Here is a 13,638-nt window from a genome sequence, read left to right on the forward strand (position 1 = left end):
CTCGAACCTTCGCACGGTTGATCACCCAGCAGGGGTGACGGCGAAGGAACCGCCGAGCCCGTCTTCGCCGGCCCGTACCGGGGGGAGCTGTCGGAACGGAGCCGGGGGGCGTTCCCGCGTCCGGCAGGCGGTCCCGAGGAGAAGGAGCCCGTCTCCGTGGCGTCTCACCGTCGTCCCAAGCCGCCGGGCCGCACCCGCGTCACCTTCATGGGCGCCACCGCCGCCGCGGCCGTCGCCCTCACCTCCCAGGCCGCCAACGCGGCCCCCCAGCCGAACAAGGGCGAGGTCAAGGCCAAGGTCGACAAGTTGTACGAGGAGGCCGCCTCGGCCACCGAGAAGTACAACGGCGCCAAGGAGCAGCAGGACAAGCTCCAGGGCCAGGTCGACGCCGTACAGGACCGGATCGCCCGCGGCCAGGACGAACTGAACACCCTGCGGAACAACCTCGGCATCGTCGCCAGCGCCCAGTACCGCAGCGGCGGCGTCGACCCGTCGCTCCAACTCCTCCTCTCCGGCGACCCGGACACCTATCTCGACCGGGCCGCGGCGCTCGACCGGGTCGGCAGCCGCCACAGCGACGCCATCGACGAGATCCAGGAGAAGCGCCGCGCCCTCGCCCAGCAGCGCAAGGAAGCCCAGGGCAAGCTGACCCAGCTGGCGAAGACCCGGGAGCAGCTCGGCGCGGAGAAGCGCCGGATCCAGTCGAAGCTGTCCTCGGCGCAGAAGCTGCTGAACTCGCTGACGGCGAAGGAACGGGCCGAGATCAAGCGCGAGGAGACCCGCGCCGACCGGGCCGGATCGACCGGCGAGCGGCCCGACCTCGGCAAGCCCGCCGCCGGATCGTCGTACGGCATGGCCGCCTTCGCCATCGGCCAGGGCAAGATCGGCTCCCCGTACAAGTACGCCACCGCGGGCCCGAACACCTTCGACTGCTCCGGCTTCACCTCCTGGTCCTTCGCCCAGGCGGGCCGTCCCATCCCGCGCACCTCCCAGGCCCAGGCCAACATCGGCCAGCGGATCTACTCGCAGAGCCAGTTGAAACAGGGCGACCTGGTCTTCTTCTACGGGGATCTGCACCACGTCGGCTTCTACGCGGGCAACGGCCAGATCCTGCACTCGCCGCGCACCGGCGCCGTGGTGCGGTACGAGTCCATCAACAACATGCCGTTCCAGTTCGGCGTCCGGGTCTGACCTGACCTGACCTGACCTGACCTGACCCGCCCCCGCCGTCGGCCCGGACGGGCCCCGTGCCCGGCCGTTCGGCGCCCGGCGGCGGGGCACCCCTTCCCGCGCCACACCCGGGCATGCCGCCCGAACGGGCGAATCTGCGGCCCGCGAGGCGACCCCGCGCCCCGCCGGTGACCTGTTGGTCTCCCGCCGGGGCGCCGTCACGGGCACCCGTACGGTCTTTGGCCGCCCCCGCCCGCCCGGCTACTGTCTGCCGCGCACCACTCCCCGTCCCCAGAAGGAGCGCGGCCCGTGGCGTCCCATCGACGGCCCTCACCGCCCGGTCTCACCCACAGCGCCCGGGTCACCGTGCTCTCCGCCGCCGCGGCGACGGCCGCCGCCGCCCTGGGCACCGCGCCCGCCGGTGCCGCGCCCGACGGTCCGCGCCCCTCCCGGGCCGGGGTCGACCGGCTGCTGGCCGACGCGGAGCGGGCCACCGAGGAGTTCAACCGGGCCGGGGAGCGGGCCGGGGAGCTCCGGACCCGGACCCGGGCCGCCCAGGACGCCCTCGCCCGGGGCCAGGAACGGCTCAACCGGATGCGCGGCGCCCTCGGCGCGGTCGCCAGCACCCAGTACCGCCTCGGCGGCGCCGACCCGGCCCTGATGCTGCTGCTCTCCGCCGACCCGGACAGCTATCTGAGCGGCGCCGAACTGATGGAGCGGATCGGCGACCGCCAGACCGACACCCTGCACGAGTACCTGCGCTCCCAGCGCGAGCTGGTCCAGCGCCGGGCCGAGGCCGACCGCGACCTGGCCGAACTGGAACGCTCCCGGGCCGCCGTCGCCCGCCACAAACGGACCGTGGAACGGAAACTCGCCGCCGCCCGGCGGCTGCTGAACGCCCTCCCCGCCGACGAGCGGTCCGCCTACGACCGCTCCTCCCGCTCCGGCCGGGGCTCCCTCGGCCCGGCCGGCGGCGAGACCCCCGCCTCGTCCCGCGCCGCCGCCGCGGTCGCCGCCGCCCGGGGCGCCGTCGGCCGCCCCTACGTCTGGGGCGCCAACGGCCCCTCCGGCTTCGACTGCTCGGGCCTCACCCAGTGGTCGTACGCCCAGGCGGGGGTCGGACTGCCCCGCACGTCACAGGCCCAGCGGTACGCCGGACGGCGCGTACCGCTCTCCCAGGCCCGCCCCGGCGACCTGGTCGCCTACCGGCACGACGCCAGCCATATCGGGATGTACGTCGGCAACGGACAGGTCGTCCACGCCCCCTATCCGGGCGCCGCCGTCCGCTACGACCCGGTCGGCATGATGCCGGTCTCTTCGGTCACACGGGTCTGAACACCGGGCCACCGGTGCCCGCGTTCCGTACGATCGGCCGGGTGGCGGTGCGCGAGAGGCCGGAGTGGCCGGAACGAATGGCCCCGACAGGGCGGACGGACCCACCGGAGGCCCCCGGGCCGACGGTGGGCAGACGTGCCGTCACCCTCTCCGCGGTCGCCGCCCTGATCGGCGGCGGAGCCGTCGGCTGTACGACGGAACCGTCGGCATCCGGCCATACCGTCGACTCGGTCCAGGAGACCCTCAACCACCGCGCGACCGCCCTGGAACAGCGGGACGAGCAGGCGTATCTGTCGGTCGTCGCCATCGAGCAGACCGTACTGCGGGCGAAGGAGCGCCGGACGTTCCGCAATCTGGCCCATGTCCCCGTCGCCTCCTGGGCCTACCGGCTCGGCACGGTCCGGCGGGAGGGCGGCAAGGCGTACGCGGAGGCCGAACTCCACTACCGGATCGCCGGATACGACACCGCGCCCGTCGTCGTCCCCCGCTCGATCGAACTGGTCCTGCGCGACGACCACTGGTACGTCACCGCCGACCGGCCCGGCCCCGGCGCGGCCGACCAGCTGTGGGAGCAGGGCCCGGTGACCGCCGTCCGGGGCCGCGACTCCCTCGTCCTCGCCGTCGGACAGCCCCGCGAACGGCTCCGGGCCCTGGCCGCCCTGGTGGACCGTACGGTCCCCGTCGTCTCGGCGGCCTGGCGGTTCCCCTGGGCCGGACAGGTCGTGGTGCTCGTGCCCCGCTCCGTCGACGCGATGGGGGCGCTGCTCGGCACGCCCGGGGCCTCGTACCGGGGCATCGCCGCCGTCACCACCGGGGAGACCGGGACGACCGCGGCGGTCCCCGCCGACCGGGTGATCGTCAACCCCGCCGCGTACGACCTGCTGGGCGACTTCGGCCAGAGTGTGGTCCTGGCCCATGAGACGACCCATGTCGCCACCCGCACGGCGACCTCCGCCGCCACCCCCCTCTGGCTGTCGGAGGGGTTCGCGGACTGGGTCGCGTACCGGGAAACGCCCCGGACCGCCGGACAGAACGCACCCGAACTCCAGCGCGCCGCCCGCCTCGGCGAACTGCCCGCCGAACTGCCGGAGGACGACGCCTTCTCGTTCGGCGGCGACGCGGCCACCCTCGCCCGCGCCTACGAGAGCGGCTGGCTGGCCTGCGAACTGATCGCCGCCGACTGGGGAGAGGACACCCTGCTGCGGTTCTACCGGCAGATCGGCGGCGGCGCCGACCGCCGTGCCTCGGTGGAGAAGGCGATGACCGGACTCCTCGGCGTCGAACCCGGCGAGTTCACCGCGCGCTGGCGGGACTATCTGCGGCAGCGCCTCGACTAGCAGCCGGGCGTACGGCGGTGGTACGCGTCCCCCGGTACGGGACCGTGGCCCGCCACAGCCGGCGGCAGGCCCACACCGTCGCCGCCACCAGCAGCCCGTTGCGGAGCACGAGCAGTGCCACCCCCACCGGGTCGCTCGCCACCACCCGGTCGAAGAGCAGCGGGAACTCCACCACCGTCACCGCCGAGGCCAGCAGGACCAGTACCGCCGGGCCCGTCATCGCCGCCCGGCGGCCCAGCAGACAGACCGCCGCCAGCCCGATCAGCCAGAGCAGATACTGCGGGCTGATCACCCGGCTCGTGGTGGTGAAGAGCAGTACCGCCGTCAGGGCGGCGTCCGCCGTCAGTCCCCCGGCCGTACGGCGCCCGGACGCCGGGTCCTCGGCCGTACGGCACCCGGCGGGCCCCGGATCGCGGAGCGCCGCCCGGGCCCGCAGCCGCCACACCACCAGCCAGCCCAGCGCCGCGACCGCCAGCAGCAGCGCGGCGGCCGACACCACCGGCACACCCGGCCCGACGAACTCGATCGAGCCGTAGTTCAGCAGTACCCGCGTCTCCCGGTCGCCCAGCAGCCGCCGGGCGTGGAAGACCAGCGCGCCCAGCGACTCGACCTCCGTACCCCGGTCCCGCTGATGCGTCAGAAAGCCGAACGCGCCCGGTACCAGGGCCGACACCGCCAGTACGGCCCCCGCCACCACACCCGCCGACCACCACACCCGGGCCCGGGCCACCCCCGCCAGCAGCAGCACCGGCCACACCTTCAACAGCGCGCCCAGCGCCACCAGCGCCCCCATCACCCGGGGCCGCCGCACCCCGGCCAGCAGCGCCCCGACCGCGACCGCCGTCACCATCAGGTCGTACCGGGCGTACGCGGTCGGCCCCAGCAGCGGAACACCCGCCACCCACACCCAGACGCCCCGGACCGAACGCCCCGGACGGCGGGCCGCCGTCAGCAACAGCCCCAGCACCACCGCGTCGCAGACCAGGGCCAGTACGAAGAAGGCGGTGGTGTAGCCGAGGAAGGGCAGCGCGCCGGGGGAGAGGATCGCGAGCGCGGCGGCGGGCGGATACTGCCAGGTGACATCGGCGACGGGGAACGTCCCGGTCCGCAGCACCTCGTACCAGCCCCGGTAGATCACCGAGACGTCGGAGGTGACGTCCGGCCCCGGCAGGACGACCACCCGGAAGACACCGAGGAGCAGTACGGCCCGGGTCAGGGACCAGACCACGGCGATCCCCGCGAGAGCGCCCGGCGCCACGGGGCCCGGCGGCGGTCCGGTCCGGTCCTCCGACTCCCGCGCGGGGCCGTCCCCGTACCGCCGGTCGCTCATGACGCGCCCCTCCGCTGATCCACCCGACCCGTCCCACGCATCACTTTTGCCTGAAATGCCGGGCAGTGGTCCGCTCATGATGCCGGGCTCCCGCGCCCCGCGCGGGAAGGCGGGGCCGTCACCTCCGGACGGCGGGCGGCGCCGCTCCGGGACCGCCGGACGGGATTGGTACTGTCGGCGCACGATGCACAAGACCCTGATCGTGACCAACGACTTCCCGCCGCGCCCCGGCGGCATCCAGGCGTTTCTGCACAACATGGCGCTGCGGATGGACCCCGACCGGATCGTCGTCTACGCCTCCACCTGGAAGCGGAGCCGTGAGGGCGTCGAGGCGACGGCCGCGTTCGACGCGGAGCAGCCGTTCACCGTCGTCCGCGACCGTACGACCATGCTGCTGCCGACCCCCCGGGTCACCGCGCGCGCCACGGCCCTGCTGCGGGAACACGGCTGCCGCTCGGTCTGGTTCGGCGCCGCCGCGCCCCTCGGGCTGATGGCCCCGGCGCTGCGCAAGGCCGGGGCGGAACGACTGGTCGCCACCTCCCACGGCCACGAAGCGGGCTGGGCCCAGCTGCCCGCCGCCCGCCGCCTGCTGCGGCGGATCGGCGAGGGCACCGACACGATCACCTATCTCGGCGAGTACACCCGCTCCCGGATCGCCGCCGCGCTCACCCCCGAGGCGGCGGCCCGGATGGTTCAGCTGCCGCCCGGGGTCGACGAGAAGACCTTCCACCCCGACTCCGGCGGCGCCCTGGTCCGGGACCGCCTCGGCCTCAAGGACCGGCCCGTCGTCGTCTGCGTCTCCCGGCTGGTGCCGCGCAAGGGCCAGGACACCCTGATCCTCGCCATGCCGAGGATCCTCGCCCGGGTCCCCGACGCGGTCCTGCTGATCGTCGGCGGCGGACCGTACGAGAAGGACCTGCTGAGGCTCGCCGAGACCACCGGCGTGGCCGACTCCGTCCGTCTCACCGGCGCCGTGCCCTGGTCCGAACTCCCCGCCCACTACGGCGCGGGCGACGTCTTCGCCATGCCCTGCCGCACCCGGCGCGGGGGACTCGACGTCGAGGGCCTCGGCATCGTCTACCTGGAGGCGTCCGCCACGGGCCTCCCGGTCGTCGCGGGCGACTCGGGCGGCGCGCCCGACGCCGTACTCGACGGCGAGACCGGCTGGGTGGTGCGCGGCGGCACCGACGACGCGGCGGTCGCCGAGTCGGCGGACCGCGTGATCACCCTCCTGCTGGACCCGGAACTCCGCGACCGCATGGGCAGGCGCGGCCGCGAATGGGTCGAGGAGTCCTGGCGCTGGGACCTCCTCGCCGCCCACCTCCGCGGCCTGCTCTGACCCCGCTCCCACGCGGCCTGATGTTGTTCCCGGCCCGCGCGCCGGTGGGTGGCTCGTCTCGCAGTTCCGCCCCCTATGCCCAGGGGCAATGGGGGGGACCCCAGAGCCCCTAAAAGCTCTCCCCGGCAACGCCGCTGAAGGGGCCGTCTCTCTTTGAGGGCGGTCAGGAGGGCAACCCAGGGGGGTGGGGAACTGCGCGAACAGCCACGACGGTGGTGCGGACCGCGAACAGGCTTCAGCCGCCGCGCGCGGCCCGGAGAAGGGACCCCGGGCCCCGGGGCATCTCGCCGCTCAGGCGCGGTAGATCGCCTCGACCTCGTCCGCGAAGTCCTTCGCCACCACATTCCGCTTCAGCTTCAGCGACGGCGTCAGATGGCCCGCCTCCTCCGTGAACTGGGTTCCCAGGATCCGGAACTTGCGGACCGATTCCGCCTTGGAGACCGCCGCGTTGCCGTCGTCCACGGCCCGCTGGATGGCGGCAAGCAGTTCCGGGTCGTCCCGGAGCGTGGCGGCCGTGGAGCCTTCCGGTTTGCCGTGTCCGGCGGCCCAGCGGCCGAGGAACTCCTCGTCCAGGGTGATCAGCGCGCCGACGAACGGCCTGCCGTCCCCGACGACCATGCATTCGGCGATCAGCGCGTGCGACCGGATCCGGTCCTCGATCACGGCCGGGGCGACGTTCTTGCCGCCCGCGGTCACCAGGATCTCCTTCTTCCGGCCGGTGATGGCGAGATAGCCGTCCTCGTCGAGGGTGCCGATGTCCCCGGTGTGGAACCAGCCGTCGCGCAGGGCTTCCGCCGTCGCGGCCTCGTTGTTCCAGTACCCCTCGAAGAGGTGCTCGCCGTGGAGGAGTACCTCGCCGTCGTCGGCGATCCGTACCACCGTGCCGGGCAGCGGCTGGCCGACCGTACCGATCTTCTGCCGGTCCCACGGGTTGAACGCGGTCGCCGCGCAGGACTCGGTGAGTCCGTACCCTTCGAGGACCGTGAAGCCGATGCCCCGGAAGTAGTGGCCGAGCCGCTCGCCCAGCGGCGCCCCGCCGGAGATCGCGTACTCGCCGCGTCCGCCGAGTACGGCGCGCAGCTTGCGGTGGACCAGCCGGTCGAAGAGGGCGTGCCGGAGCCGGAGCCCGAACGAGGGGCCGCGCGGGGTGTCGAGTGACCGGCTGTACTCGATGGCGGTGAGCACCGCCCGGTCGAAGATCGCGCCCTTGCCGTCGGCCTGTGCCTTCGCCCGCGCCGAGTTGTAGACCTTCTCGAAGACCCTCGGCACTCCGAGGATCACCGTGGGCCGGAAGGCGGCCAGGTCGTCGGTGAGGGTCTTGATGTCGGGCAGGGTACCCAGCTTGATCGGCGCCATCACGGCGGCGAGTTCGACCATCCGGCCGAAGACGTGCGCGGCGGGCAGGAAGAGCAGGACCGAGCTGTCGCCGGTACGGAAGAGCGGCTTCAGCCGCTCCACGATGTTGCCGCACTCGGCGAAGAAGGCGCGGTGCGTCAGTACGCAGCCGCGCGGGCGGCCGGTGGTGCCCGAGGTGTAGACGATGGTGGCGATGTCGTCGGCCTTGAGGGCTCCGCCGCGCTGGTCCACGGTCGTATCGGCTATCCCGGCCGTGACCCCGGCGGCGGTCAGCTCCTCGATCGCCCCGGCTCCGGCTCCGGCCCCGGCCTCGCCGTCGCCGGACCGGTCGCCGTCCGTCCCGTCGCCGTCGAGCTGCCAGACCGACCGCAGCTTCGGCAGCCGGTCGCGTACCGAAGCCACCGCCGCCGTGTGCGCCGCCGACTCCACGACGATGCCGACGGCACCGGAGTCCGCCAGGATCCAGGAGATCTGCTCGGCCGAGCTGGTCTCGTAGACGGGGACGCTTACCGCGCCCGCCGACCAGATCGCGAAGTCGAGGAGCACCCACTCGTAGCGGGTCCGGGACATCAGGGCGATCCGGTCGCCTGGCTCGACGCCCGAGGCGATCAGGCCCTTGGCGGCGGCGCGCACCTCGGCGAGGAACTGTCGCGCGGTGATGTCGACCCAGCCGTCCGGGGTGCGGCGGCCCATGACCGCGACATCCGGGTACTGGGCGGCGTTGCGGTGGATGAGGTCCGTCAGGTTCCCGTCGGCCGGGACCTCGTACAGGGCCGGAAGGCTGAACTCGCGCAAGACTGCTGCTCCTCATCGGGCGCCGGCGCCACAGCTTCGTGGAGGGGTGCACTGGGCTGCCCGGACGTTACCCACCGGTAGTCGGTTCCGGGTAGGGGGTTCCGGCCAGATGTTCCGTGCGTCACACCCGCCGTGGAAGGCGTACGGCTGTGGTTCGCGCAGGGTAGTCCCACGGTAAGCCACCGGCCGGGCAACGGGGAAGAACGCCTGGTCCGGGGCCGGACGGCGGCCCGGGTCCGGAGCCCCTGGACCTGGCGGGCGGCGGCGGGCCGACCTAGGGTGATCGGCGGGGGCGGGGCCGGACCCCGGCCGGGCCGGGCATCGGCGGCCGTCCCACGGACCGAGCGGTCTCCGGGCGGCGGGCCGGACCGCCGGGCCCGGACGCGCCGGGCGTACGGGGGCCGGGCAGGGGCGGGCGGCCCGCGGGGCCGCGCCGGGAGCGGGTAACGCCGCAGAACAGGGGAGACCGGACGGTGAGCACACGGATCCACGTCGTGAGCGACGTACACGGCAACGCGGCCGACCTGGCCGCCGCGGGCGCCGGGGCCGATGCCCTGGTCTGCCTCGGCGATCTCGTCCTCTTCCTCGACTACCACGATCACTCGCGCGGGATCTTCCCCGAGCTGTTCGGTGTCGAGAACGCCGATCTGATCGTCTCGCTCCGTACCGCCCGCCGCTTCGAGGACGCCCGTGACCTGGCCCGCCGCCTCTGGGCCGGGCTCGACACCGGCGGCCGGAGCCGGGACGAGCTGATCGAGGAAGCGGTCCGCCGCCAGTACGCCGAGCTGTTCGCCGCCTTCCCCGTCCCGACGTACGCCACCTACGGCAATGTCGACATCCCGACCCTCTGGCCCGAGTACGCCCGCCCCGGGGTCACCGTCCTCGACGGCGAGCGGGCCGAGATCGGCGGGCTCGTCTTCGGCTTCGTCGGCGGCGGGCTGCGGACGCCCCAGCGCACCCCGTACGAGATCTCCGACGAGGAGTACGCGGCGAAGGTCGAGGCGCTCGGCGAGGTGGACGTGCTCTGCTCCCACATCCCGCCCGACGTTCCCGAGCTGACGTACGACACCGTCGCCCGCCGCTTCGAACGGGGCAGTGCCGCACTGCTCGACGCGATCCACCGGGTCCGGCCCCGGTACGCCCTCTTCGGCCATGTCCACCAGCCGCTGGTGTCCCGGATGCGGATCGGTGCCACCGAATGCGTCAATGTCGGCCACTTCGCGTCCAGCGGGCGGCCGTGGGCGCTGGAGTGGTGACCCGGCGGCCCGGCCGACCCGGGTAGCCCTGCCCGACCGGGCGGCCCGGCGGCTTCGGACCGGCCCGCGCGGCGCGCTCCGGGACCGGGCCCGGCGCCCGGCCCCGGCTTCCGGACCCCGCCGCGCCCCGGACGACCCCCCGGGGCGTGGAACAGCCGCCCCCGGGGGCGCGATAGCCTTCACACCACCTATTCACCTTCACCCTTGACCCGGGGACCCCGCGGTGCCGACCGCGTCGGCCCGGTTACCGGGACCGCACTGCGAGGAGCCGCGGCGATGGCGGAACACACCAGCTCGAGCATCATCATCGACGCGGCGCCCGCCGAAGTCATGGCTGTGATCTCGGACTTCGACCGCTACCCCGAGTGGACCGGAGAGGTGAAGCAGGCCGAGGTCGTCTCCCGGGACGACGAGGGCCGGGCCGAGCAGGTCCGGCTCGTCCTCGACGCCGGGGCGATCAAGGACGACCACACCCTGGCGTACACCTGGAACGGCCGCGACGAGGTCAGCTGGACCCTGGTGAAGTCCCAGATGCTCCGGGCCATCGACGGCTCGTACACCCTGCGCCCGGTGGACGGCGGGCGGACCGAGGTCACCTACCGGCTCACCGTCGACGTCAAGATCCCCATGCTGGGCATGATCAAGCGCAAGGCGGAGAAGGTCATCATCGACCGCGCGCTGGACGGCCTGAAGAAGCGCGTCGAAAGCGGGACAGCGGCCTGATGCGTACGGTCCTCGTCACCGGCCTCGGCGGCGCGGGCCGTACCACCGTCGCGGCGGCCACCGCGACGGCCGCCGCCCGGGACGGCCTTCGCACCCTGCTGCTGTCGGCCGAACCCGGGCCCGCCCTCGCCGCCCTGCTCGGACTCGCCGAACCGCCGACCGCGACCCCCGCCGAGGCCGCCCCCGGGCTCCGGGTCGCCCGGATCGACGCCGCGGCCGACTTCCGGACCGAGTTCCTCGCCCTCCAGCGGACCGCCGCACCCGCCCTCGAACTGCTCGGCGCCGCCCCGATGGCGGGCGAGGAGCTGACCGGGATCCCCGGCGGCGAACAGTTCGCGCTGCTCCGGGCCGTCGCCCGGGAAGCCGCGCGGACCTCCGTATGGGATCTCGTGGTGGTCGATCTGCCGCCGCTCGCCGAGGCGCCCGACCTGCTCGCCCTGCCCGAACGGCTCCGCCGCTACCTCCGCCGGCTCCTGCCGCCCGAACGGCAGGCCGCCCGCGCCCTGCGGCCCGTACTCGCCCAGCTCGCCGGGGTCCCGATGCCCGCGCGCTGGCTCTACGAGACCGCCGCCCGCCGGGACGACGAACTGGCCGCCGTCGAGACCCTGCTCGCCGCCGAGTCGACCACCGTCCGCGTGGTCGCCGAGCCGTCGCCGTCCGCGACCGCCGCGCTCCGGGCCGCCCGCCCCGGCCTCGCGCTCTACGGCCTGCGGGTCGAGGGCCTGATCGCCAACCGCGTACTCCCCGAGCACTCCACCGACCCCTGGCTCGCCGATCTCGCCGCCCGGCAGCGGAAATGCCTGGACGAATGGGCCGCCTGGGACGAACGGGGCGGCGACCCGGTCCTCTGCCGCGTCCCCCACCTGGGACACGACCCGCGCGGTACGGACGACCTGGCCCGGCTCGGCGTACCGGCCGGGGGGACCGGGGTCTCCCTCGGCCCCTCCGATACCGGCGTCACCGACCTGCGGGCCGACGACAACCTCCTCACCTGGAGCATCGCCCTGCCCGGCGCCGCCAAGGAAGACCTCGGTCTGGTCCGCCGCGGCCAGGAACTCGTCCTCACCGTCGGGCCGTTCCGCAGGATCGTTCCGCTGCCGTCCGCGCTCCGCCGCTGCACCGTCAGCGGCGCCGGACTCACCGACGGCGTCCTCACCGTCCGCTTCACCCCCGACCCCGGGCTCTGGCCCGCACAGGGCTGAACGGCCCGCGCCCGGTCGGGTACCGTCGAACGTACGAGGAACCCGCCCCGACCGCGCCTGTGCAGGAGTACGAGATGAGCGATGCCACCGAGCGTCCCACCGACGCCGACGCGTCCGCCGACCCCTGGGCCGACGCGTGCGCCGAGGACCTGGAGGCCGAGAAGGCCCGCCGCCGGGCCGAGTACGGGACCGCGCCCGGCAGCGCCGGGGAGGAGCTGCGAAAGCTCTTCGGCGCCGTCGCCGACAAGGTCAACGAGTTCCAGTCGTCCCTCCCCGGCATGGCCGCGCAGAACGCGGTCCAGCAGGTGGTGAACCAGGCGAAGTCCGCGATGGAACCCGTCGTCGAACGCAACCCCCGGGTTTTCGACCACCTCGCGGCGGCGGGCGGCGAACTCCTCGCGGCGTACCGCTCCGCGGTCCAGGGCCAGGAGAACCAGTGGACCCGGCGGGCGACGACGGAGAAGAAGCCGGGAGACCCCCGGGACCAGGCCGACGCCGGCGCCGGCGACCGCCCCGGCGACGACCCGCGCGACGAGAGCCCGCGCGGCGACGACCGGCGCGGTGACGGGGCCGCGCCCGGCGAGCAGATCGACCTCGACTGAACCGACCGGCTCGGACCGTGGTGATCCGACCCGTCACCGGCCTCCGCCGCCCCGCTCGATCTCCAAGTGATCACGACCGTGCCGCCGGTGATCAAGGACAGCCGGAACCGGTCCCGCCTCCGGTACGGTGGCCGGGCCGGACCGCTTCGCGCGGCCCGGCGAGCCCGGCAGATACGACGAGCACCACGAGCACGACAGGGACGCGGGGACATATGGCACTCTCGATCGGCGTCGACATCGGCGGAACGAAGATCGCGGCGGGCGTGGTCGACGAAGAGGGCACCATCCTCGACACCCATACCGTGCCCACCCCGTCGAGCCCCGAAGGCATCGTCGACGCGATCTGCGCGGCCGTCGACGGCGCCCGGTCGAACACCGGCGGTGGCGACATCGAGGCCATCGGTATCGGCGCGGCGGGCTACGTCGACGACAAGCGGGCCACCGTCATCTTCGCGCCCAACATCGACTGGCGCCACGAACCGCTCAAGGACAAGGTCGAACAGCGCGTCGGACTCCCCGTCGTGGTCGAGAACGACGCCAATGCCGCCGCCTGGGGCGAATACCGCTTCGGCGCGGGCCGCGGCCACCACGACGTCATCGTCATCACGCTCGGCACCGGGCTCGGCGGCGGCATCATCATGGGCAACAAGCTCCGCCGGGGCCGGTTCGGCGTCGCCGCGGAGTTCGGACACGTCCGGGTCGTACCCGACGGGCTCCTCTGCGGCTGCGGCAGCCAGGGCTGCTGGGAGCAGTACGCCTCCGGGCGCGCCCTCGTCCGCTACGCCCGGCAGCGCGCCGCCGCCACCCCCGACCAGGCGAAGATCCTCCTCGGCCTGGGCGACGGCACCGCCGACGGCATCCAGGGCCAGCACGTCAGCGCGGCGGCCCGGCAGGGCGACTCGGTCGCCGTCGACTCCTTCCGCGAACTCGCCCGCTGGGCCGGCGCCGGGCTCGCGGACCTGGCGTCCCTCTTCGACCCGTCGGCGTTCATCGTCGGCGGCGGCGTCTCCGACGAGGGGGAACTCGTCCTCGAACCGATCCGCAAGTCGTTCCGCCGCCGCCTCGTGGGCTCCCAGTGGCGCCCCCACGCCCAGGTCCTCGCGGCCCAACTCGGCAACCGCGCGGGCCTCGTCGGCGCGGCGGACCTGGCCCGCCAGGGCTAGCCGCCTCCCGCTGCGGGGTGCCTGGTGTCC

General features: G+C 74.1%; 11 protein-coding genes. 9 read left to right on the forward strand and 2 right to left on the reverse strand.

Annotated elements, in window-relative coordinates; translation table 11 throughout:
- Positions 1 to 156: 156 nt before the first annotated feature.
- From AB0G74_RS12200 to AB0G74_RS12210, 3 genes are all read left to right on the forward strand, one after another.
- Positions 157 to 1,191 (forward strand): NlpC/P60 family protein, encoded by a 1,035-nt coding sequence (locus tag AB0G74_RS12200; protein WP_361143962.1) that lies wholly within the window; start codon positions 157 to 159, stop codon positions 1,189 to 1,191.
- A 288-nt stretch (positions 1,192 to 1,479) separates the two neighbouring features.
- Complete coding sequence (locus AB0G74_RS12205) at positions 1,480 to 2,505, forward strand: NlpC/P60 family protein (RefSeq protein WP_361143965.1); 1,026 nt, start codon at positions 1,480 to 1,482, stop codon at positions 2,503 to 2,505.
- Positions 2,506 to 2,630: 125 nt separating this feature from the next.
- Complete coding sequence (locus AB0G74_RS12210; protein WP_361143968.1) at positions 2,631 to 3,842, forward strand: hypothetical protein; 1,212 nt, start codon at positions 2,631 to 2,633, stop codon at positions 3,840 to 3,842.
- Here AB0G74_RS12210 and AB0G74_RS12215 read toward each other — a convergent pair.
- Complete coding sequence (locus AB0G74_RS12215; RefSeq protein ID WP_361143970.1) at positions 3,799 to 5,172, reverse strand: glycosyltransferase family 87 protein; 1,374 nt, start codon at positions 5,170 to 5,172, stop codon at positions 3,799 to 3,801. The two genes, AB0G74_RS12210 and AB0G74_RS12215, sit on opposite strands and share 44 nt — an antisense overlap.
- A 184-nt stretch (positions 5,173 to 5,356) precedes the next feature.
- Here AB0G74_RS12215 and AB0G74_RS12220 point away from each other — a divergent pair, with 184 nt between their 5' ends.
- Positions 5,357 to 6,511, forward strand: a complete 1,155-nt coding sequence (locus tag AB0G74_RS12220; protein WP_361143973.1) for a glycosyltransferase family 4 protein — start codon at positions 5,357 to 5,359, stop codon at positions 6,509 to 6,511.
- 291 nt (positions 6,512 to 6,802) lie between these two features.
- On the opposite strand, the gene AB0G74_RS12225 is transcribed toward AB0G74_RS12220, so the two are convergent.
- Positions 6,803 to 8,662 (reverse strand): AMP-dependent synthetase/ligase, encoded by a 1,860-nt coding sequence (locus AB0G74_RS12225; protein ID WP_361143975.1) that lies wholly within the window; start codon positions 8,660 to 8,662, stop codon positions 6,803 to 6,805.
- A 473-nt stretch (positions 8,663 to 9,135) separates the two neighbouring features.
- Between AB0G74_RS12225 and AB0G74_RS12230 the strand changes: the two genes are divergently transcribed.
- The 5 genes from AB0G74_RS12230 (at position 9,136) to AB0G74_RS12250 (ending at position 13,608) form a co-directional block, all read left to right on the forward strand.
- Positions 9,136 to 9,918, forward strand: coding sequence for a metallophosphoesterase (locus tag AB0G74_RS12230; RefSeq protein ID WP_361143978.1), 783 nt, complete (start codon positions 9,136 to 9,138; stop codon positions 9,916 to 9,918).
- Positions 9,919 to 10,194: 276 nt separating this feature from the next.
- Positions 10,195 to 10,641, forward strand: a complete 447-nt coding sequence (locus AB0G74_RS12235; protein ID WP_361143981.1) for an SRPBCC family protein — start codon at positions 10,195 to 10,197, stop codon at positions 10,639 to 10,641.
- Positions 10,641 to 11,843 carry an ArsA-related P-loop ATPase gene (locus AB0G74_RS12240; RefSeq protein WP_361143984.1) on the forward strand — a complete coding sequence of 401 codons (1,203 nt, stop codon included), beginning with the start codon at positions 10,641 to 10,643 and terminating at the stop codon, positions 11,841 to 11,843. The genes AB0G74_RS12235 and AB0G74_RS12240 overlap by 1 nt, the downstream gene beginning before the upstream one ends.
- Before the next feature lie 74 nt (positions 11,844 to 11,917).
- Positions 11,918 to 12,445, forward strand: coding sequence for a DUF5304 domain-containing protein (locus tag AB0G74_RS12245; RefSeq protein WP_361143987.1), 528 nt, complete (start codon positions 11,918 to 11,920; stop codon positions 12,443 to 12,445).
- Between the two features lie 212 nt (positions 12,446 to 12,657).
- Positions 12,658 to 13,608 (forward strand): ROK family glucokinase, encoded by a 951-nt coding sequence (locus AB0G74_RS12250; RefSeq protein ID WP_361143990.1) that lies wholly within the window; start codon positions 12,658 to 12,660, stop codon positions 13,606 to 13,608.
- Positions 13,609 to 13,638: the final 30 nt, after the last annotated feature.

Source organism: Streptomyces sp. NPDC020875 (assembly GCF_040641415.1).
In the GTDB taxonomy this organism is placed as follows: domain Bacteria; phylum Actinomycetota; class Actinomycetes; order Streptomycetales; family Streptomycetaceae; genus Streptomyces.

Bases quoted from the DNA above. Each gene is read 5' to 3' on its own strand.
- AB0G74_RS12245 (WP_361143987.1), top strand. From the start codon at position 11,918: ATGAGCGATGCCACCGAGCGTCCCACCGACGCCGACGCGTCCGCCGAC.
- AB0G74_RS12215 (WP_361143970.1), bottom strand. From the start codon at position 5,172: ATGAGCGACCGGCGGTACGGGGACGGCCCCGCGCGGGAGTCGGAGGAC.
- AB0G74_RS12235 (WP_361143981.1), top strand. From the start codon at position 10,195: ATGGCGGAACACACCAGCTCGAGCATCATCATCGACGCGGCGCCCGCC.
- AB0G74_RS12250 (WP_361143990.1), top strand. From the start codon at position 12,658: ATGGCACTCTCGATCGGCGTCGACATCGGCGGAACGAAGATCGCGGCG.
- AB0G74_RS12240 (WP_361143984.1), top strand. From the start codon at position 10,641: ATGCGTACGGTCCTCGTCACCGGCCTCGGCGGCGCGGGCCGTACCACC.
- AB0G74_RS12220 (WP_361143973.1), top strand. From the start codon at position 5,357: ATGCACAAGACCCTGATCGTGACCAACGACTTCCCGCCGCGCCCCGGC.